This window comes from Streptomyces tirandamycinicus, from assembly GCF_003097515.1.
GTDB classification, from domain to species: domain Bacteria; phylum Actinomycetota; class Actinomycetes; order Streptomycetales; family Streptomycetaceae; genus Streptomyces; species Streptomyces tirandamycinicus.
In genome coordinates this window covers 2,765,953-2,787,333 of the sequence record NZ_CP029188.1, presented here as the reverse complement: position 1 = coordinate 2,787,333, position 21,381 = coordinate 2,765,953, and the positions used below count along the sequence as shown (strand labels likewise).

The window sequence follows — 21,381 nt, the reverse complement described above, 5'->3', positions numbered from 1 at the left end:
CCCTGCTCAGTGCGTCACGGTGTCCGTGACTCGTGCGCACGTTCACTGCAATGGGCTGGGTTCGTTTGTCGCCGGCACGCCTCTGACGGGGTGTGGGGTGGGGGAGTTACGTGATGCGTCGTCGGGTCGGGATGTCCTGGTCGGGGCGGGGACGGTTGGCCGTGCCGGCCTCGGTGCGTGCCCGGCGCAGGCTGCGGTATGCCGGGCTGGTGGTGCTGCTGTGCACGGTGCTGACGGTCTCTCCGATGACGGGGACGGCCTTCGCGATCCCCGGCGACGGTATGGACCGCACGTCCAACGCGAAGGTGGACCTGCCGGAGCTCGACAAGGCCGTGGCCGTCGATCGCGACACCGACGAGCCCACGGATCTCTCCCGGCCGGCGGACGTACCGGTCGACGAGTACGTGCCCGCGCACGTGACTCCGTGGGCCGCCGCGGCCGACCAGACCGCGGACCTGACGGGTCTCGCCGCCGGGGAGTCGGTCCAGGTCGGCACCACCCCGGTGAAGCTCGGAGTGCCCGACGGGCAGGATCCGGCCGCGCTGGCCGGTACCTGGCAGGTGGACCTCGCGTCCGTGGACGCCTCCACGGCGGCGAACGTGCCCGGTGTGCTGATGGCGGTGACCCCGCCCGCCGGGGTGGACCCGGCAGCCTCGGTGGCCGTCGAGGTCGACCACAGCACGTTCACCGACCTGTTCGGCACCCAGGCCGCCGACCGCTTCCGGCTCACCGTGCTGGAGGGCTGCTCGCTGCCCGACACCGCCACGCTCGACTGCGGCGGCGAGGGCGTGTCCACCATGTCCGTCGCCGGTGACGAGGCATCCGGGCCGGAACTGGTGCCGGTGGAGTCGGAGATCGAGGTGGACCGCACGCGAGCGGTGACCAGCTCCGGTGCGGAGACGAAGGAGACGAAGCGGCGGTTGACCGGTGTCGTCCCGGTCTCCCTGCTCACCGTCCCGGACCCCGCCTCGGACGGGGGCACGCCGATCACCCCGGACGGCGACGGGGCCGGCGCGCCGGAGCCCGGGTCCTCCGGGCCCGGCGACACCGAGCCGCAGGAACTGCGGCCCTCGACGTCCCCGTCGTCGGCCTCACCGTCTTCGGCCTCTCCGTCTTCGGTCTCCCGGTCCTCCTCCGGTGGGGCGAACGCACGGCACGCCGCGTTCGCGGCCGCCGGCCAGGGGACCACGCCCACCGTGATGGGCGCCATGGACCTGGGCGCCTCCGCTTCCGGAGACTTCACCGCCACCCCGCTGTCCTCCTCGGGCGACTGGGCGGCGGGTTCGTCCTCCGGCGCCTTCACCTACTCCTACGGCGTCCAGGTGCCCGAGGTGCCCGGCGGCCTGACCCCCGACGTCGCCTTCACCTACTCCTCCCAGACCGTCGACGGCCGCACCAGCGCCACCAACAACCAGGCGTCGTGGATCGGTGACGGCTGGGACTACCATCCCGGCTCGATCACCCGCCAGTACGTCGACTGCAAGCAGGACGCCAAGGCCCGACCGGGCGGCAACAACGCCCAGCACCCCACCCACGACCTGTGCTACGGCTCGAACAACGCGACGATGACGCTGGGCGGGCAGACCGTCAGCCTGGTGTGGCAGTCCGGCAAGGGCTGGACGACGTCCTCCGGCGACGGCTCCAAGGTCGAGCTGCTCAAGGACACCGGGCTGAACAACGGCGACGGCGACGGCGAGTACTGGCGCGTCACCACGCGCGACGGGGTCCAGTACCACTTCGGACGGAACCGGCTGCAGGGCTGGAAGGACGGCGAGGAGGAGACCGGCTCGGTGTTCACCGTGCCGGTGGCCGGCAACCACGACGGTGAACCCTGCTACAAGGCGGGCGACTTCGCCGGCTCCTTCTGCGACCAGGCATGGCAGTGGAATCTCGACTACGTGGTGGACCCCTCCGGGAACGCCATGAGCCTGTGGTGGACGGCCGAGACCAACCGCTACGCCAAGAACTGGCAGTTCAAGAAGCCGGTCAGCTACGAGCGCGGCGGCTGGCTGCGCCGTATCGACTACGGTCTGCGCGCCGACTCCCTCTACACCACCGAGGCTCCGGCCCGCGTGTGGTTCACCATGGAGGAGCGCTGTTTCGCCGAGGGCTCGCTGGCCTGCACCGAGGCCAACTTCACCGCCAAGGACCCGGGCAAGTACCGGATCTGGTACGACACCCCGGTCTCGCTGCAGTGCAAGGCGACCGGTGACTGCTGGAACGCGGCGCCGTCGTTCTTCACCCGCAAGCGTCTGGACAAGGTCTCCACCAGCGCCCAGCGCAAGGAAGGCTCCGACACCCGCTACACCGTCGACGTCTACCAGCTCAAGCAGTCCTTCCCGACGATGACCACGGGCGCCAACACCGCCCTGTGGCTGGAGTCGATCACCCGCACCGGCTACGGGCCCGGCGGCGCATCCGCCGGCGTGTCCAAGACCCTGAACCCGGTGGCGTTCCAGGCGTCCAGCGAGTACATGCCGAACCGGGTGCTGCGCGGCGCTCAGGACCCGGTACCCGGGTTCGCCCGCCAGCGCATCGGCCGCGTCGTCAACGAGTACGGCGGCGAGACCGTCGTCACGTACTCCACTCCGTCCGGGGCCTGCGCGACCGGTGACGGCTTCCCGGACCAGAAGCAGAACTCCCAGCTCTGCTACCCGGTCGCCTGGCATCCGGACCCGTCCGTCGACAACGAGATCGACTGGTTCCACAAGTACGTCGTCACCCAGGTCGAGGAACTGCCGGCCATCTCCGGCGCGCAGTCCACCTCGACGTCCTACGAGTACGGCACCCCGGCCTGGCAGCTCGCCGAGTCGGAGTTCTCCAAGAAGACCCGGCGCACCTGGGCGAGGTTCGCCGGCTTCGACACCGTCACCACGATCACCGGCAGCGACGACAAGGACACCTCGGCCAAGCGCTCCAAGGGCATGACCCGCTTCTACCGGGGCCTGGGCACCGACGTATCCGTCAAGGACGTCACCGGCGCCGAGATCGGAAAGGACCACAGGGCGTTCGCCGGCCGTATCGCCGAAGAGGTCGACTACCCCTCGGCGACCGCCGACGCGGCGACCGGCTGGACCAGCCGCTCCACCACCGAACTGGCCGCCACCGAACTCGCCCGCCGGGTCCTCGGCGACGACCTGGACGACCTGGTCGCATGGCGCGTCACCGAGACCGGTGAGCACTCCTGGACGAAGTCCTCCGGAGCCGGGGACGACACCCGCACCCTGCGCAAGATCAGTTCCTCCACCCAGTACGACGGCGACGGTCTGCCCACGCGCATCGAGATGCTCGGCGACACCGGCGTGACCGGCGACGAGTCCTGCACGATGACGGAGTACGTCTCCGACACCACCAAGCACCTCATCGGCCTCACCAAGCAGATCCGTACCTCGCCGACGACCTGTGCCGCCGCCGCCTTCGACAATCTGGCGACGCTGACCGAGGCCTCCCGGGTCGCCTACGACGGCGCCTCCTACGGCACCGCACCCACCCGCGGGCTGGCCACCGAGACCTGGACGCTCAAGGGCGACGCCTCCGGCTTCACCTCCAACGGCACCACCGGCTACGACGCGCTCGGCCGCACCGTCAAGGCCACCCAGCCGGGGCAGACCGCCTCCGCCACCATCACCTACCAGCCGTCCGTCGGCCTGCCGCACCGGGTGACCGAGACCAACGAGCTCGGCCACACCAACGTCGAGACCGTCGAGCCGGGCCGCGGCACCACGCTGACCACCACCGACCCCAACGGGCACACCAGCAAGGCCGTCTACGACGCCCTCGGCAGACTCGTGGAGGCCTGGGGCGCGGGACGCGACCCGACCACCCACCAGGTGCCGGACCTTCAGGTCGGCTACGAACTCGCGGCCGGCGAACCCGCCGCGGTGATCGCCCGCACCCGCGGTCACGAGGACCGCGTGGAGACCTCGGTGACGCTGTACGACGGCCTCGGCCGCGTCCGCCAGACGCAGGAGCCCGCCACCGGCGGCGGCAGGCTGATCACCGACACCCTCTACAACGCCTCCGGCGAGGTGTGGAAGACCAACAACGCCTACTTCACCACGGGCGAACCGAACACCACTCTGTTCTTCCCCCAGACCTCGGGCGAGGTCCCCAACGCCACCCGCTACACCTACGACGCCATGGGCCGCGTCCTCACCGAGGTCCCGGTCCTCAACGGCACCGACGCCCCCGACCGGAGCACCGCCTACGCCTACGGCCTGGACCACTCCACGGTGATCAACCCGCCCGGCACGGCCTCGTACCGGACATGGACCGACGGTCTGGGCCGCACCTCCCGCGTCGACACCTTCTCCAACCCCGAGCGCACCGCGTTCGAGTCGATCCGCTTCAGCTACGACCAGCGCGGCCGGCTGTCCCAGGCCAGGCAGGACGACGGCACCGCGTGGAGCTGGAAGTACGACGCCATCGGCCGTGCCGTCGAGTCCACCGACCCCGACACCGGCACCGCCAAGACCACCTACGACGACCTCAACCGCCCCGTCACCAGCACCGATTCACGCGGCAAGACGGTGTGGACGGGCTATGACATCCTCTCCCGCCCCATCCTCACCCGTGAGAACGGCTCGGGCGGGAAGCTGCTCGGCGCCTACTCCTACGACCAGGCCGGCGGCGGCGTCGGCATGCCGTACTCGGCGCTGCGCTACACCGACACCGGCAACGCCGCCCAGACCCTGGTCAGCGGCTACACCAGCGACTACCAGCCGACCGTCGCCTCGACCGCGCTGCCCGAGGACCTGGCCGACCAGTACGGCCTGGAGGACCGCTACACCTACACCCAGACCTACACCGACACCGGACTGCTGCACTCCACGCGGCTGCCCGCCGTCGGCACCCTGCCGGCCGAGGAGGTCATCAACCGGTACGACGAGGAAGGCCTGGCCGACTCCGTCTCCGGCCACGACTGGTACGGAAGCCAGACCGTCTACTCCCCGTACGGGCAGGTCCTGCGCTCCACCCTCGGCTCCAACCCCTACCGGGTGTGGTCCACCGCCTCCTACGACGAGGCCTCCGGCGAGCTGACCGGGCTGGAGACCTGGCGCCAGCAGGCCGGGGAGACCGGCGTGGTCACCGGCAACAAGGTGTCCGCCACCTCCTACACCTACGACGGCGCGGGCAACATCACCTCCGTCCGGCAGGGCGCGGCGGGGATCCGCGAGCGCCAGTGCTTCCGCTACGACCTGGTTGGGCGGCTGAGCGAGGCGTGGACGTCCTCCAACCAGGACGCCTGTACCGCCGGCGGTGCCGGCTCGGCGGCGGACGTGTCGAAGGGCGAGGACGACTCCGGCTACTGGACGGACTACGCCTACGCCGGCCTGTCCGCCGAGCGCACCACGATGGTCGAGCACGACCTCACCGGCGACACCGCGAAGGACACCAGGACCACCTACGGCTACGGAGCCGGCGAGGCCGGTCCGCACGCCCTGACGTCGCTGGTGCGCGAGTACACCACCGAGGCCGGGGCCAAGGTGAAGCAGACCCTGTCCCGCGTCCACGACACGGCGGGCAACACCACGTCGGTCACCAGCGGCAGCGGCGACGCGCAGACGCTGACCTGGACGTACGACGGGCTGCCGGAGACGGTCTCGGGCCAGGGCGCCAACGGCCGCACGGCGTACCGGACGGACGGCGGGATGTGCCTGGACGTCCAGTCCGGCCTGGCCGTCGCCGACCAGCCGCTCCAGATCTACTCCTGCAACCAGAGCCAGGCGCAGAAGTTCGCCTTCGTCCCCGACGCGCCGGACACCGACGCGAACACCGGCAGCCTGCGCGTGTTCGGCGACTGGTGTGCGAACGCCGCGGGCTCCACGGCGGGTTCGGCCGTGAGGATCCGCCCGTGCGCGGGCACGACCGCGCAGAAGCTGACCCGGGACGAGACCGGGGCGCTGAAGCATGCGGCGTCCGGGCTGTGCGTGGCGGTGCCGAGCGGTTCGGCGGGCGCGGGCACCGACCTGGTGCTGGCCGCGTGCAGTGCGTCCGCCACCACCCAGCGGTTCCACGCCCAGGACGAGGCGCGCTATGTGTACGCGCCGGGCGGGGCGCGACTGCTGACCCTGCGGGGCAACGAGGCGACGCTGCACCTGGGCGAGGCCGAGGTGACGAACAACGCCGGCGGATCGATGGTGCAGGTGCAGCGCACCTACGCCGCTCCCGGCGGCAGCGTGATGCGCTACGCCTACGGCTCGTTCACGCCCGGCACCTCGAAACTCGCCGCCCTCACCTACGACCACCAGGGCTCGGTGTACGCGGAGGTGGCGCTGGAAGCGGGGATGGAGACCCGTATCCGCAAGACCGACCCGTTCGGCGCCCCGCGCACGGGCGGCGACACCGCGCAGCGGTTGCAGACCAACCAGGGCTTCCTGGGCGCCTCGCGGGACGACTCCTCCGGCTTCACCATGCTGGGCGCGCGCCTGTACGAGCCGGCCACCGGACGCTTCCTGTCCGCCGACCCGGTCCTCGACCTGGCTGACCCGATGCAGCGCGGGGGCTACGCCTACGCGCACAACAACCCCGTCACCTACAGCGACCCCACCGGCCTGTCGGTGTCCCTGTCCGCCAAGGAGATGTCGCTGGCGCTCGCGGGCGCCGGACTGTCGGCGGCCGAGGTCGCCCAGGCCAAGCGGGACGCCAACCGGTCCATGGCCTCGGTGATCGCCTCCGCGGCCGGCTCGATCCTGCGGGACTTCCTCGGCATCGACGACATCATGGCCTGTATCGGCGGCTCGGCCTGGTCCTGCGCCAGCGTCGTCCTGGACGCCATGCCCTGGACCAAGGCCCTGAAGATGGTCGGCAAGGTCCTCTCCGCGGTGAAGAAGGTCATGGGCGCGGTCAGTGCCTGGCGCAAGGCCAAGGCCGCGGCGAAGAGGGTGCTGTCGACGGCGCGGGCGGCCATCGACAGAGCCAAGGCCGCCAAGAAGAAGCGCATCGAGCAACAGAAGAAGGCCGCCCAGGCACGGAAGAAGAAGGCCGCCGAACAACGCCAGACCACCAGCAACCGGGCATCCCAGGCCGCCCGCAACACGGGCAACGGCAAACAGAAGACGGCCCAGGCGAACGCGGCCCCGAAGGTCTCCGCGGCCCGCTCCTCCGGCGCCGGCGGCGACAAGTCAGGCAAGGGCGGCGGCTCGCGCGGTGGCGGCTCCAGCGGAGCTTCCTCCCGCTCCAACGGCGGCACCAGCGGCGGCGGCAACGACAGCAAGGCCGGCGGATCCTGCGAGACGAACAGCTTCACCACCGGCACCCGGGTGTTGATGGCCGACGGCACCACCAAGCCGATCGAGGAACTCGAGGGCGGCGACACCGTCCTGGCCACCGACCCCGAGACCGGGGAGACCTCCGCCCAGGAGGTCACCGCCGAGATCACCGGCACCGGCGAGAAGCACCTCGTCAAGGTCACCATCGACACCGACGGCGACAGCGGCACCCGGACGGCGACCGTCACCGCCACCGACGGCCACCCCTTCTGGGTCCCCGAACTCGGCGAATGGATCGACGCCACCGACCTGACGGCGGGCGCCTGGCTCCAGACCTCGGCCGGCACCTACGTCCAGATCACCGCGATCCGGCGCTGGACCGCCCAGAACGCCACCGTCCACAACCTCACGGTCGGCAACCAGCACACGTACTATGTGCTGGCGGGGGCTGCGCCGGTCCTGGTGCACAACTGCGGCGGCGAAATCGACTACGGAAGTATCGGCGCTGATGGGCGACGTTCCGGAATAGTCGCAGAAGTTACCCCGCAAATGGTTGGAACTGGAGGTAAGGCGTCGACCAGGATGCGGCCACCAGGGTTCGTAAGCGGGGCCAATGGGGACGCGCGTGGGCATCTCCTTCCGAAGGCTCTTGGCGGGTCAGGAAACACGCCAGAAAACTTCGTCAGGACGACAGCTGCCATCGATAACGGCCCCATGAACGAGTTTGAGCAGGAAATTGCCGATTACGTTTCGAGGGGTAATACCATCATGTACTCGGCGACGCCACACTATCGTCCAGGCAGCAACATTCCATTCGCCGTGTCAATTGAAGCGTTCGATGATGCCGGATGGTTCATGGGCAGGACGTTCATGCAATAGCGGCAACTGATCGGCTGCGATGTTGAACCAATAAACGACGTGCGGGCAGAGCTTGTATCGAAGCTCTGCCCGCATGTTTTTGGCGTAGCTTAAGCTTGCCGAGTTCGAAAAGAGTCGTTCAGCGTCGCCATTCGTAAGCGCCTGGTGACATCTTTAGCACCTCGCTGGGCCAAGTTCGCACCACCCCGCGGAGGTGCTCACGCTGCTCCTCGATCCATCCGTCATCCAGAACGATCGGGATGGTTGCCGATGTGTTGGAGCCGGACGCGTCCTCGATGAACACTACTGGGACGTCGCAATCATCGCTGGGCAATTCGATCCTGATTGCTGGCCCGTTGCCGCTGTCCAGCCATTCGACGTTCTGGCCCACACTGAGGGCATCCAGCGCCAGGGACCACTCCTCTAGATCCGAGAGATAGAAGCAGACATTGAGGCACCCTCTGATAAAGCTGCTCTCCACGATGATCTCCGCATCAAGCAAGTCGTGTACCGGTAGAACCCCAGGTCCTCGCCGGCCCAGAACGTGCATGCGGACGCTGTTGTCAGCGTCCGATAGATTGATCAAATCCATGATGTCATCCCAATGTGCCATAACCGTCTAAAGTTTCGCTTTCGCTATGTAATTATCTGCCGGTGGCGCGTCGGAGGGGAAACTGTCGACTTTCTCGGACGCGTGCCCCGCAGGTTTCTCTGAAAGTGGCTGCACGGAGTTCATTCTGGCAGGGCCGCCGTGGTCTTGTGGACGGTCTGACGGCAGTAGTTGACGGCAACGTCAGCGGACAGGTTCGGCACAAGGCGGTGGGCCGGCTCCGTCCTCAGGCCCGCGCGCGATCCGGCCTGGCGGGGCCGCCGCCCGCTCCTAATGGCGCGGTAAGACGCTGGGTGGTTTTCCGTCCGGGGTCTTTGGGCGGGTCGGCATGTGGTGATCCGTAGCCGCTCCTGAGGCCTGACCTCTTAAGACAGAGCCGGCCTCACGTGCCTGCCCGCCCGGTGAAGCAGCGCCGGGGGTGGTGGGGCCGGTCCGCGCTCATGCCTTCGTCCCGCGCGGACCGGCCCCACCACCCCCGCTCGCACACAATCAGCGGCATCGTGGACTCTCGTGGTCCAAGCCCCCGCCAGGGAACACCTCTCACCGCTCGGCGAACGCCCCAGTTCCGCAGCTGACCGAGACCCCTGACGACCGCTGGGTCGGATGACGGGCCCCGAGCCCTGCCATTAGGGAGACGCGCAACCCCGCCACGGCGACGACCTCACACCACTGCCACCCACCCGAGGACACCCCTATGACCAGCGTGTTCTGCGGTATCGACTGGGCCACCGACCACCACGACATCGCACTGCTCGACGAGGCCGGCACCCTCCTGGACAAGCTCCGCATCGACGACACCCCGGAGGGCCTGGGCCAGCTCCTGCAGCTGCTGGCCCAGCACGGCGACAGCCCAGAGAACCCGATCCCGGTCGCCATCGAAACCTCCCACGGACTCCTGGTCGCCTGCTTACGCGCCACCGGCAGAGCCATCTACGTGATCAACCCGCTCACAGCGGCCCGCTACCGCGACCGCTACGCCCTCAGCCGCAAGAAGTCCGACCACCTCGACGCCAAGGTCCTGGCCCACATCTTGCGCACCGACCCCGCCGAACACCGCCCCCTGCCCGCGGACAGCCACCTCGCCCAGGCCATCACCGTCCTGGCCCGAGCCCACCAGGACGCCGTCTGGGACCGCGTCCAAACCGGTAACCGGCTGCGCTCCCACCTGCGCGAGTACTTCCCCGGCTTCCTACCCGTCTTCCGCCACTTCCGCGAAGGCCTCGTTGGCGGGGGCTGCGCCGGTCCTGGTTCACAACTGCAACACGAACGGCGAAGCCGAGGTCAGGATCCCGGAGTGGGCCAAAGATGAGGAGGTGCAGCAGTTCGCGGACTACATAGCTGCGGCAAATGACGCCATTACGCGGGGGCAGATGTCGCCCATTGGCCGGGTTTCCACCGCAGGGTCCATCAGAAGGGAGGCAGCCCGTGAGGCTGCGAGCGAGCGGTGCCGTGCAGCGGCGGCCGGGACTCTCTACTCTGGTGTTGCTGGGCATGCGCCGGATGCGATGTGGCTCGGCCACGGGAAGCCACCAACCCGGATTGATATGACGAAGCGGTGAATCTGCCCAAGGGCAGCGCTGCCCGGGAGATTTGTGCTGGTGGATGTTAGGGGTAGCGGTGTCTGATTGGTCGGCGCTTTTTGCGGATATGGAAGCAGCTAAGCGCAGGCTGGCGGCGAGTGACCGAGACGGTCTCTGGCGCTATGAGCCACGTCGACCTCCGGCTGATCCGGAGCAGATTGCACAGATTGCTACAGTGACGCACTGTGCTGTGGATCCCGAGTATGCCGATTTCCTACTGCATGCGGATGGTTGGTCAGCTACTTTGCAGGACATCGACCTATTTGGGACGGCGGACTTCAGTGGTGTCGCTTACGCCGAGGCCGAGGAACTCGTGCGTGTGATCGAAGATGAGGTGGAGATTGAGCGAGGCGCTGATTTCACCCGCTTGATTCCCATCGGGGCGTCACGAACGGACATCGACATCATCGTCATGCCGTGCGCGAAGGGGTTGAGTCGATCGGCACCGGTTATCTGGCTTGCAGGTGGGGAAGTTGAAAGATATCGAACCTTCTCGGACTTTTTCCGGGGGATGATTGCCGAGAACCACGCCGAGGCGGACTCTATGGCTTGAACTTCCCAGGAGATTCAATTGCGTCCCGTAAGGCGATATCGCCTCGGCGATGACCACCAGCGCATTACCTACTGGCGCTCCCGGCCGTCGCGTGGTTCTGCTCACCTTGTTCCGCAAGACCAAGATCCGCGAGAAGGCCGGTTACGACCGGGGCACGCAACTCGGGCTGAGTGAGGGCGACCTGGCCGAGCGCCTGCACACCACCATAGACGAGATCGAGCGCATCGAGACCGCCACCGAACTGCCGCCCATCGCTGTCATCATGCGTCTGGCCAGAGCTTTGGACCTCACCGTCGACATGCACATCGCCCCTGGGGTTGAGCCCACCGTCACCATCGTCACTCCGGCCGCCTGACCGGGAGGAGCCGTACGCGATGCCTCCACAACACTTGCCCGCGAGCTGGGCAGACTCGTCCACGACCGGCGCACCGAGCTCGGGCAGTCCCAGGCCGAACTGGCCGAGCGTCGCAGGATGAAGCAGCCGGCGATTTCCCGCAACGAAGCCGGTGGAACGGTGCCCACTTTTCCTATGCTGCGCCGCCTGCCCGTCACTCCGCACGACGAGGCCGCTTGACGTGGATGCGCAAGACACGCTTCCCCCCAGCGGGGGCGGTGGCTCGGGGCCTTACAAGCGGAGATCAGTAGAAGTGCCGTCGACCACCGACCGCGTGGCCCATCGCCCCGAGTACCCAGAGCAGTGCTCCGACCGCGATCAGGATGATCCCTATGGTCCACAGGACGCCGATGCCGGTGACCAGTCCGATGATCAGAAGGATGAGTCCGAGGATGATCATTTGGCCCTCCAAGTAGGGACCCCCACAATCCGAACCTTGCCGCTCCAGGCGGTCGCAAACGACCGGCCCGGTTGATCTTTTCGAACCGCACTCCGGCGAGGGTCGCCCACGGTAGGCGGTGGTACGCCGGCCCGCGCGCGGCACCCGAGGACTCCCGCAGCCATTGCTCGCTCAGCCGTCCATCCCGACGCCGCAGTGCATGGGCGCAAGGCGCCGCCCCCTCCGCGTCACGGTTACGGCGGCGGTGGTGCGTCGGGTGGGGCGTGCCACGTGGTCGCGTCTTCCGTGGCATCGAATCGTCCGGCGTTCCCGCGCTGCCCGGGCTTCGCGGTCCGCTCAGCGGAGACGGTCGCGGCGGCGGTATCCGTACGCGGCGAGCAGCGCCGTCGCGACGGCGGCGACGAGGCCGCCGACGGTGAGTACCGCCATCCGCGTGCTCCCGCTCTGCTGGGGGGCGGACCGGGCCGGGCCGAGAGTGATACGGCCGCTGGTCTCCCGTTGGACGAGTCCGCTGGTCAGGGTCAGTCGTGCGGTCCAGACTCCGTCCGAAAGCCGTGGGTCGAGTGTGGTCCTCGCCGGCATCGAGCGGCCCGGGCCGACGGTGCCCGCCTTGACGTTGAACGGCCCCGCGGACACTCCACCCGGACCGTTCGAGAGGGTGAGCCGGCCCGTGAGGTCGAGGGCCCGTCCGCCGGTGTTCTTCACCTGTGCCGTGACCACCGGTACGCCGTCAGCGCCCCGGGCCCCGGTCAGGCCTCCGATCCGGAAGTCCGACGGCGGTTCCCCGCCGGGCCCGACGGACAGATAGACGCGCACCCCGGCGCGGGCCACCTGGAGCACCTGCTTCGAGGGGTCGCGCCGGGGGGTGATCTCCGCCCAGATGACGCCGTAGTGCTCGCCGCGGGTCGCGTCGTCCGCCACGGTGATCTCGGTCCACACCTTGGCCGTCTCGTCGGGCTCCAGGACGAACTCGCTGTGCTTGAGCCTCACCCAGCTCGTGAGCTCGTTGCCGGTACGGCCGGGGGCGAAGGCGAAGCCGTCCTTCCCGACCATGGCGGCTGCGGGGTAGAGCCGGACGCGCTGGCGTGCGGGTGACAGGTTGGTGACCGCGATCCGTCTGCGAATCCGCTCGGCCGGTCTCAGGTGGTCGACGATGTACCGGTGGGCGCGCTCGTCGTCGCGGCGGCTGACGGGTGCGTCGACGAGCCGGATGCCGACGGCCACCTCGCCGGAGGCATGGCGCGGCGCCCCCGCGGCCACGGGCGCCACTGATCCGAGGAGCAGCGGCAACGCGAGGAGCAGTACGCACACCGGCTCACGAAACCGAATGGGTCACCGTTCCGCTGTAGAGCCCGCCGACGGCGTCCTGCGGGATGGTGATCTCCAGGGTGGGGTTCCAGCTCGCGCTGTTGTTCCCGCTGCCCGAGGTCTTGGAGAACGCGACGCGCGGCTGCTCCAGGCTGCGCCGGTCGGCGCGCGTGGGCTGGCCGGGCACGAAGGTGCCGTTGCCGGTGGTGGCGGTCGCCGGGCCGGACCAGTAGTCCACCAGGTTCGGCAGGATGACCTCGGTCTCCTGGTCCGTGCCGGTGTCGAACTGCGTCGCGACCACTGTCGCCGTCCAGACGGCGTTCGCCGCGGCCCGCTGGTCGACCACCTTCACGGTGCCGAGCTGACCGCTGATCATGTTCCCCGGGAAACCGGATCCCAGAGAGCGCGAGGAGGGCACCTCGATCGTGAGGTTCGAGGTGGACACGGTGAAGGTCACGGTCGTGTCCCCCGACGGCTGGGCGGCCGCGGGCAGCGGTGCCGCGCCCACCACGGCGACGGCGACGAGGGACGAGAACAATGCTCTTTTTCGCACCAAACCACCATAGTTTGGCATGTGCGGAAATCCTTGCTTCCGGCGTGTGTCATGCGACCGAGTGGGTGATCGTGCCGGTGTAGGTGCCTCCCACGGCGTCCGCCGGTACAGCGACGATCAGAGTCGGCTGCCAGGCGGTGGTGCTGTTCCCGTGGCCCGATGTCTTGGAGAACGCCGTGCGCGGCACGCCGAGGCTCTGCGCCTGCGCGCTCGTCGGCTGCCCCGGCACGCGGGTGCCGGGGCCCGTGGTGCTGGTGGCCTGGCCCGACCAGTACGAGAAGCGGCTTCTGGGGATCTGCCGGGCTGCTCCGCCGCCCGGCGTGGTGAAGTCGCTCGCCGCCACCGTCGCGGTCCAGGTGTCGCTCTGTCCGCTGCGTCGGTCCGTCACCACGACCTCGCCCAGCGGCCGGCCGAGTGACGAACCGGGGAAGGTCGAGCCCAGGTTCACCCCGGCCGGAACGGTGATCGACAGGGTGCCGGGAGGCTGGGCGACGGGTCCGGCCGCGTGGCTCGCCACCGGCGCCGCCGCGCCGGGGAGCACCGTCACGACGACCGCCGCCCCGATCCCCATGAGCGTCCACATCATGTGCACGCCGCGACTATAGAGACCTCTGTGGGCGGTTTGGAGGGCCTATCACTCTTTCAGCCGTTTTAGACCTTGCTGCGGCCGGTTAGCGTTCCTCGACCCCTTTCGCCTGCCCGCACCCGTCGGCGGCGGGCCTCCGGCAGGAGCTCCCATGCGCAACTCCGCACGCACAGCGACGTACACCGTCCTCGCCCTGGCCCTCGCCGCCGTCGCCGGCCCCGCCCTGTCCACGCCGGCACACGGCCGCACGGAGCCGACCCGGGCCGCCGGCGCCACCCACGACGGGCCATCCCGAAGCGATCGTCCGAACCGGGAGGCGGCACATCCGGAACCCAGGCTGATCCGCCTGCGCACGCGCACCTTCGACCCCACCACACCGGAGGCGGAGCGCACCCGGCCGCGGGGCCCCCTGCGCTCGGTCAACGGGCAGGCGTACCTGGTCCAGTTCACGACCGTGCTGCTCGACGGCCACCGCGCCGAGCTCGCGGCTCTCGGCGCCCGACTCGGCGCCTACATCCCCGACGCGGCGTACGTGGTGCGCATGGACGCGGCGGCCCGTCAGCGGGTCGCCGCGCTGCCGTACGTGAGGTGGGTCGGTCGGTACGACGCCGGCGACCGGGTCGAAGGCGGGACCGTGCCGTCGGGCACCCGCCGCTATGTCATCACGCTTCTGGAAGGTTCCGCCACCGACCAACGGGAGGTGGTCGAACGGATCACCGCCGTCGGCGGGAGCGTGCATGTCGCGTCGGACAGCCTGCGACTGGTCGAGGCGACCCTGGAACCGGCGCAGGTGCTTGCTGTGGCGCACCTCGACGCGGTGCTCGCACTCGACCTCTGGACGCCACCAGAGGCGGACATGAACAACGCCCGTGCGGCGGGCGGTGCCAACGAGGTGGAGGCCGCGCTGGGCTACCTCGGTCAAGGTGTACGCGGTGAGGTGATGGACACCGGGCTGCGCACCACTCACCAGGAGTTCGCGGCCTTCCCACCGATCATGCATACCGCCAACACCACCAGTACGAGCCACGGCACCTCGACGTACGGGCAGATCTTCGCCTCGGGCGTCAACGCCACCGCCCGCGGCCTGCTTCCCCAGTCGCAGCCCATCTTCGCCGCGTACAGCCTGGTCTCCGACCGGTGGGCGCACACCGCGCAGCTCGTCGACCCCGCGGGCCCGTACCGGGCGGTGTTCCAGTCAAACAGCTGGGGCAGCGCGCTGACGTTCGGTTACAACTCGACGTCGGCGGCCATGGACGACATCGTCTTCGACCACGACATCCTCGTCTGCCAGACCCAGGGCAACACCGGCAACCGCTCCGGCCGGCCACAGGCATGGGCGAAGAACGTGGTGTCCGTGGGCGGTGTCTACCACTACGACACCCTCTCCCGTACGGATGACGCGTGGAACGGCGGGGCGGGCATCGGCCCGGCCGCGGACGGGCGGCTCAAGCCCGACCTGTCGAACTACTACGACGCCGTCCACACCACCGCGAGCGGCGGCGACGCCGCATACACCGGCACATTCAGCGGCACCAGCGCCTCCACCCCGATCACCTGCGGCTACGCGGGCCTCGTCCATCAGATGTGGGCCGACGGGGTCTTCGACGGCAGTCCCGGTCAGGACCGGGACGTCTTCGCGTCCCGGCCGCATGCCGCGACCGCGAAAGCCCTACTGATCAACTCGGCCGACCAGTACGCGTTCACGGGCGAGTCCCACGACCTCGCCCGGGTGAAGCAGGGCTGGGGCACGGCCGGCGTCGCCAACCTGTACCAGCAGGCGCTGGGCAACAACTGGCGCCTGCCGATCCTGGTCGACGAGACCGACGTGCTCACGCAGGGCCAGACCGCGACGTACACGATGACCACCGACGGCAGCCAGCCGCTGAAGGCGACGTTGGTCTACACCGACCCGATGGGCTCGCCTTCGGCGGCACAGGCGCGGGTCAACGATCTGTCCCTGAAGCTCACCGCCCCGGACGGCACCGTCTACTGGGGCAACAACGGACTCGCCGCAGGCAACTGGTCGACGGCGGGGGGCTCGGCGAACACGATCGACACCGTCGAGAACGTGTTCGTCCAGGCTCCGGCCGCCGGCGTCTGGACGATCGAGGTCATCGCCGGCGAGGTCAACGCGGACGGGCACGTGGAGACCCCCGTGACCGACGCCGACTTCGCCCTGGTCGCCACCGGGAAGGTCACCGGCTGACCCTGCGGAGGGCGAGCCGCGGGTCCGCCTCGCCTGCACGAGCGGGGGCCGTCCCGGGCCTTCAAGCGACGGCTCAGGACGACCGGCGATGCCCGTCGACGACCGCGGCGGGCCCGGCACCATCAGGTGCCGGGCCCGCCGTCGTACCTGCTAGACCCAGGTGTCCAGCCACATCCGCGCCCGCCAGTCGTCCATCGGGATCGGATCGCCCGTGAACAGCGGCCAGAAGTAGATGAAGTTCCAGATGACCAGCAGCACCAGTACGCCCGCCGCCACCGCGCCCACGGTCCTGCGGCGTTCACCGGGCGCGAGCCCCGGGTCCGGTGGGGCGGCGGGCGGTCCCGGCCGCTGGGCCGGGCCGATGATCGCGCCGAGGAGCATCGCGACGGCCAGGCACAGGAACGGGACGAAGACGACCGCGTAGAAGAGGAAGATCGTGCGCTCCTGGTACAGGAACCACGGCAGCCAGCCCGCCGCGATGCCGCAGGCGATCGCACCCGCGCGCCAATCGCGGCGGAAGGCCCAGCGCCACAGGACGTAGACGACGGCGAAGCACGCGATCCACCACAGCACGGGGGTCCCGATCGCCAGGACCTCGCGGGCGCACTTGTCGGTGGCGGTGACCGGGCAGCCCGCCGTGCCCGCCGACGGGTCCTCGTAGAAGTAGGAGACCGGGCGGCCCAGGACGATCCAGCTCCACGGGTTGGACTCGTAGGTGTGACCGGACGTCAGATTGACGTGGAAGCTGTAGACCTCGGTCTCGTAGTGCCAGAGGCTGCGCCACCAGTCGGGGAGCACCGCGCTCCAGGGGCTGTCCCTGCCCTCCGTCGCCGCCCAGTCCCGGAAGTAGCCCTTGTCGGTGAGGATCCAGCCGGACCAGGACGCGACGTACGTCGCGACCGCGACCGGCAGACCGACGAGGGCCGGCAGCAGGTCCCGCCTGAGTACCGCCGTGTACGGGCGGACCGCACCGGCCGTCTTCCGCGCGCCCACGTCCCACAGCAGGGTCATCAGGCCGAACGCGGCCAGGAAGTAGAGGCCGTTCCACTTGGTGCCGATCGCCAGGCCCAGCATCACCGCGGCCGCGATCCGCCACGGCCGCAGGCCCAGCCGCAGGGTCGCCGCGATCGCCGGGTCCGGGTGCAGCACGCCCTCCGCGTCGACCGGGAGCGCGTCCGCGAGGCGCCGTCTCGCCCGGTCGCGGTCGACGAGCAGACAGCCGAAGGCCGCCAGCACGAAGAACATCAGCACCTGGTCGAGCAGCGCCGTGCGGCTCATCACGAAGTGCAGCCCGTCCACGGCCATCAGCGCGCCCGCGAGGCACCCGAGGAACGTCGAACGGAACAGCCGTCTGCCGATCCGGCACAGCATCAGCACCGACAGCGTGCCGAGCACGAACACCATGAAGCGCCAGCCGAACGGGGTGAAGCCGAACATCTGCTCGCCCAGCCCGATGATCCACTTGCCCACCGGCGGGTGCACCACATAGCCGGGGTCCGACGGGATCGCGACCGCGTCCGGGTTCGCCAGGATCGCCTTGTCGACGTCCTTCGGCCAGGAGCCCTCGTAGCCCTGGTTGACCAGCGCCCAGGCGTCCTTCGCGTAGTACGTCTCGTCGAATATCACCGCCTTGGGGCTGCCCAGCTGCCAGAACCGCAGCAGCCCGGCCACCAGCGCCACCAGCAGCGGTCCGCCCCACGCCGAGAACCGCTCCACGCGCCGCGCCGCGCCAGGCGGCACGCCCAGGACCGACCACAGCCGGTCGGAGGGCCGGGTGTACGGCGGCACCAGCCGCTCGCGCAGCCCGATGCCGGACCTGGGCACATGGCCGAATCTGCGCAGGCGCTGCTGCCAGGACGGCGGCTGCTCCGCGGCGTCCTGACCGTGCGCGGCCCGTGGGGCGGTACTGGTCACCGCGCCATCGTAGGGAACGCGTCTGTGCGAGGGGCGTGGCCCGCCCTGCGAGGATTGCTCCTGTGACTGGATCGGTGACTGGAACACTCGTACTGGCAGGGACCCCCATCGGCGACGTGGCGGACGCCCCGCCGCGGCTGGCGGCCGAGCTGGAGAACGCCGACGTGGTCGCCGCGGAGGACACCCGCCGGCTGCGCCGCCTCACCCAGGCGCTGGGCGTGCAGACCCGCGGCCGCGTGGTGTCCTACTTCGAGGGCAACGAGTCCGCCCGTACGCCGGAACTGGTGGAGGCGCTGGAGGGCGGGGCCAGGGTGCTGCTTGTCACCGACGCCGGGATGCCGTCGGTGTCCGACCCCGGCTACCGGCTGGTCGCCGCGGCCGTCGAGAAGGACATCAGGGTGACCGCCGTGCCCGGCCCGTCCGCCGTGCTGACCGCGCTCGCCCTGTCGGGGCTGCCGGTGGACCGCTTCTGCTTCGAGGGCTTCCTGCCGCGCAAGGCGGGCGAGCGGCTCGGCAGGTTGCGCGAGGTGGCGGACGAGCGGCGCACCCTCGTCTACTTCGAGGCGCCCCACCGCCTCGACGACACGCTCGTCGCCATGGCCGAGGTGTTCGGCGCCGATCGGCGGGCCGCGGTCTGCCGGGAGCTGACGAAGACGTACGAGGAGGTCAGGCGCGGCGGCCTCGGCGAGCTGGCGGCCTGGGCGGCCGAGGGGGTACGCGGGGAGATCACCGTCGTCGTGGAGGGTGCCCCGCCCCCGGGCCCCTCCGCCCTCGACGCGGAGGGGCTGGTGCGCAGGGTGCGGGTCCGCGAGGAGGCGGGCGAGCGGCGCAAGGAGGCCATCGCGGCGGTCGCCGCCGAGGCGGGCCTGCCCAAGCGCGAGGTGTTCGACGCGGTCGTGGCGGCGAAGAACGCGGCGGGAGCGGGCCGCCGATCGGGCCCGCCGGACGGCGGCGGGGACGGGCCCGTCGAACCGTAAAGGTCTATCGTGAAAGGCAAAGCCCGGACCGTGCGCTCACGCCTTCCGGAAAAGCGCCTGCCAAATCCTCGCCAACAAGTCGGAAGGCCTGATGCCGTCCCTCGGCTGCAGGAGTCCACTGGGATCGGACGCACCCCCGCCGTACCGGGGGCAGTGGATCAGGAGGAGCTGGCATGAGCGACACAGCGGGCACCCCGGGCGGCGCGGGACCTCTCCCGGTCGCCGCACCCGAGACGGTGCAGGAGTCCTACGCCTTCGCCTGTATGCGGTGCGGCTACGGCTGGGAGCAGACCTACGACATCGAGCACCACATCGACGGCGCCGGCCGGCCGTTCTTCACCTACCGCGTGCAGGGTCAGCTCGTACCCTCCCCGCTGAACCGGCTGACCTGCCTCAACTGCGGCGGGCAGAAGGTCCGCATCATGCGCGCGGGGCAGGTGTCCGGCCTTGCCGAGTCGCTGCGCCGCCAGCACTTCGCGCCTCCCAACTTCGCCACCGCCGGGCCGGTTCCGGCGTCCGAGCCGGAGCCCAGGACCCCGAGGCGCCGCCATGCGGAGCGGCACGGGGGCCGCGACGAGGGCCGGGACGGGGGCAGGGACGGGGGCCGGGACGGGGGTCGTGCGGCGGAGGGGGCCGTTTCCGAGGGCGCGGCGGTCGAGGGCGCGGCCGCCGAGGGCGCGGCGGTCGAGGGCGCCGCGGCCGAAGCCTCCGTACCCGAGGGCGCACCGCGCCGGGGCCTGGGCGGGAGGCTTCGCGGCTTCCACCGCCGCAGGTGAGTCCACGCTGTCGCTGTCGCTGTCGCGCGGCTGCCGGCTCCGCCGAGCGCGCCCGCGCGGTGGTTCAGGGCCGCGGACCGCGTGCGCCCCGACTCCTCCGCCGCCCGTGAGTGAGGCCATGGCCACGGTCCTCGTACGATCGTGGTCATGAGTGCCAAGCCCAACGACACCCCTCCGCCGGCGCCCGTGCCGCTGGCCGTTCCGGTCGCCGACTCGCACACCCATCTGGACATGCAGAGCGGCACCGTCGAGGAGGCGCTGGAGAAGGCGGCGAAGGCCGGGGTGACGACCGTCGTCCAGGTGGGCTGCGACATCGACGGCTCGTGCTGGGCGGCCGAAACGGCGGCTCGGTACGAGAACGTCCACGCGGCGGTCGCGCTTCACCCGAACGAGGCGCCGCGCATCGTCCACGGAGTTCCGGTCGAGGGGGCGTCGCAGAGCGAGACGGGCCAGGGCGGTGCCGGGACACCGGCGCGACGGTCCCGGCGGGCCGGGCGGCCGGGCGGCGGGGACGCCGCGCTGGACGAGGCGCTCGCGGAGATCGACCGGCTGGCGGGACTCGAGCAGGTGAGGGCCGTCGGCGAGACCGGGCTCGACCACTTCCGAACGGGGCCGGAGGGCATCGCCGCCCAGGAGCGGTCCTTCCGCGCCCATATCGAGATCGCCAAGCGCCACGGCAAGGCCCTCGTCATCCACGACCGCGACGCCCACGCCGACGTCCTGCGCATCCTGGCCGAGGAGGGCGCCCCGGAGCGCACCGTCTTCCACTGCTACTCGGGCGACGCGGAGATGGCGCGGATCTGCGCCGACGCCGGCTACTTCATGTCCTTCGCGGGCAACGTCACCTTCAAGAACGCCCAGCCGCTGCGGGACGCGCTCGCCGTCGCCCCGCTGGAACTCGTCCTGGTGGAGACGGACGCGCCGTTTCTGACGCCCGCGCCCTACCGCGGCCGGCCCAACGCGCCGTATCTCATTCCGGTCACGGTCCGCGCGATGGCCGCGGTGCGGGGGATCGACGAGGACGCCATGTCGGAGGCGATTGCTTCGAACACGGCTCGCGCATTCGATTACCAATAGGTAACGAATCGTCACATTCTCGAGCCTTTCTGGCATGGCGCGGCGACACCAGGTAACCGACCTGCTTTGGAGAGTGACGATCAGCGGCTAGGGTCCGGGCCTCGTGAGCACTTCGCAGGGCAGTCAGGGCAGTCACCGTGCCGCGCGCGGCGGGCGCCGCGCCGCCCGGCTCAAGGAGCCCCCGCCGCCCGTGCCGCCGCCGCCCGTGCCGTCGGTGCCCGTCAGGGTGCCGCCCCACGGCCTGGCCCGGGCGGTGTCGCCCTATGCGCCGACGGTGCCTGCGGTGTCGCCCTACGCGCCGACGGTGCCTGCGGTGTCGCCCTACGCGCCGACGGTCCCGGCGTTCCGGCCCGGCCCGCCACAGGGCCCGCCCGGCGG

14 protein-coding genes and 1 pseudogene are annotated in these 21,381 nt (G+C 70.2%); 9 read left to right on the top strand and 6 right to left on the bottom strand.

What is annotated here, in order from left to right:
- Positions 1 to 113: 113 nt before the first annotated feature.
- The gene (locus tag DDW44_RS12250) at positions 114 to 8,090 is read left to right on the top strand and encodes an RHS repeat-associated core domain-containing protein (protein ID WP_146207005.1); all 7,977 of its coding nucleotides are present in this window, start codon (positions 114 to 116) and stop codon (positions 8,088 to 8,090) included.
- 118 nt (positions 8,091 to 8,208) lie between these two features.
- Here DDW44_RS12250 and DDW44_RS12245 read toward each other — a convergent pair whose 3' ends face one another.
- Positions 8,209 to 8,661: a DUF5959 family protein gene (locus DDW44_RS12245; protein ID WP_108908810.1), complete on the bottom strand. Its 453-nt coding sequence runs from the start codon at positions 8,659 to 8,661 to the stop codon at positions 8,209 to 8,211.
- Between the two features lie 712 nt (positions 8,662 to 9,373).
- On the opposite strand from DDW44_RS12245, the pseudogene DDW44_RS12240 reads away from it, so the two are divergent.
- From DDW44_RS12240 to DDW44_RS12225, 4 genes and pseudogenes are all read left to right on the top strand, one after another.
- Positions 9,374 to 9,901, top strand: a pseudogene (locus tag DDW44_RS12240) (IS110 family transposase); the annotation flags it as partial.
- 548 nt (positions 9,902 to 10,449) lie between these two features.
- Positions 10,450 to 10,812, top strand: a complete 363-nt coding sequence (locus DDW44_RS12235; protein WP_108906432.1) for a hypothetical protein — start codon at positions 10,450 to 10,452, stop codon at positions 10,810 to 10,812.
- A gap of 49 nt (positions 10,813 to 10,861) precedes the next feature.
- Positions 10,862 to 11,167: a helix-turn-helix domain-containing protein gene (locus DDW44_RS12230; protein ID WP_108906431.1), complete on the top strand. Its 306-nt coding sequence runs from the start codon at positions 10,862 to 10,864 to the stop codon at positions 11,165 to 11,167.
- Between the two features lie 45 nt (positions 11,168 to 11,212).
- Positions 11,213 to 11,386 (top strand): helix-turn-helix domain-containing protein, encoded by a 174-nt coding sequence (locus DDW44_RS12225; protein ID WP_108906430.1) that lies wholly within the window; start codon positions 11,213 to 11,215, stop codon positions 11,384 to 11,386.
- 64 nt (positions 11,387 to 11,450) lie between these two features.
- Here the strand turns inward: DDW44_RS12225 and DDW44_RS32030 are convergent, their stop codons facing one another.
- From DDW44_RS32030 to DDW44_RS12210, 4 genes are all read right to left on the bottom strand, one after another.
- Positions 11,451 to 11,606: a DUF6131 family protein gene (locus DDW44_RS32030; RefSeq protein WP_017945731.1), complete on the bottom strand. Its 156-nt coding sequence runs from the start codon at positions 11,604 to 11,606 to the stop codon at positions 11,451 to 11,453.
- A gap of 336 nt (positions 11,607 to 11,942) precedes the next feature.
- Positions 11,943 to 12,917, bottom strand: coding sequence for a hypothetical protein (locus DDW44_RS12220; RefSeq protein ID WP_108906429.1), 975 nt, complete (start codon positions 12,915 to 12,917; stop codon positions 11,943 to 11,945).
- A 4-nt stretch (positions 12,918 to 12,921) separates the two neighbouring features.
- On the bottom strand, positions 12,922 to 13,467 hold the full coding sequence (locus DDW44_RS12215) for a hypothetical protein (protein ID WP_206307278.1): 546 nt from the start codon (positions 13,465 to 13,467) through the stop codon (positions 12,922 to 12,924).
- A 49-nt stretch (positions 13,468 to 13,516) separates the two neighbouring features.
- Positions 13,517 to 14,059 (bottom strand): hypothetical protein, encoded by a 543-nt coding sequence (locus tag DDW44_RS12210; RefSeq protein ID WP_208647957.1) that lies wholly within the window; start codon positions 14,057 to 14,059, stop codon positions 13,517 to 13,519.
- A 145-nt stretch (positions 14,060 to 14,204) separates the two neighbouring features.
- On the opposite strand from DDW44_RS12210, the gene DDW44_RS12205 reads away from it, so the two are divergent.
- Entirely contained in the window at positions 14,205 to 16,259 is a 2,055-nt protein-coding gene (locus DDW44_RS12205) for a S8 family serine peptidase (protein WP_108906426.1), read from the top strand.
- Between the two features lie 150 nt (positions 16,260 to 16,409).
- Here DDW44_RS12205 and DDW44_RS12200 read toward each other — a convergent pair whose 3' ends face one another.
- Positions 16,410 to 18,173 (bottom strand): dolichyl-phosphate-mannose--protein mannosyltransferase, encoded by a 1,764-nt coding sequence (locus DDW44_RS12200; protein ID WP_108906425.1) that lies wholly within the window; start codon positions 18,171 to 18,173, stop codon positions 16,410 to 16,412.
- Positions 18,174 to 18,247: 74 nt separating this feature from the next.
- Here DDW44_RS12200 and rsmI point away from each other — a divergent pair, with 74 nt between their 5' ends.
- The 3 genes from rsmI to DDW44_RS12185 all read left to right on the top strand — a co-directional run bounded on the left by rsmI (position 18,248) and on the right by DDW44_RS12185 (position 21,003).
- Positions 18,248 to 19,150, top strand: a complete 903-nt coding sequence (rsmI, locus tag DDW44_RS12195; RefSeq protein WP_108906424.1) for a 16S rRNA (cytidine(1402)-2'-O)-methyltransferase — start codon at positions 18,248 to 18,250, stop codon at positions 19,148 to 19,150.
- Positions 19,151 to 19,323: 173 nt separating this feature from the next.
- On the top strand, positions 19,324 to 19,926 hold the full coding sequence (locus DDW44_RS12190) for a hypothetical protein (RefSeq protein WP_108906423.1): 603 nt from the start codon (positions 19,324 to 19,326) through the stop codon (positions 19,924 to 19,926).
- A gap of 147 nt (positions 19,927 to 20,073) precedes the next feature.
- Entirely contained in the window at positions 20,074 to 21,003 is a 930-nt protein-coding gene (locus DDW44_RS12185) for a TatD family hydrolase (protein ID WP_108906422.1), read from the top strand.
- Positions 21,004 to 21,381: the final 378 nt, after the last annotated feature.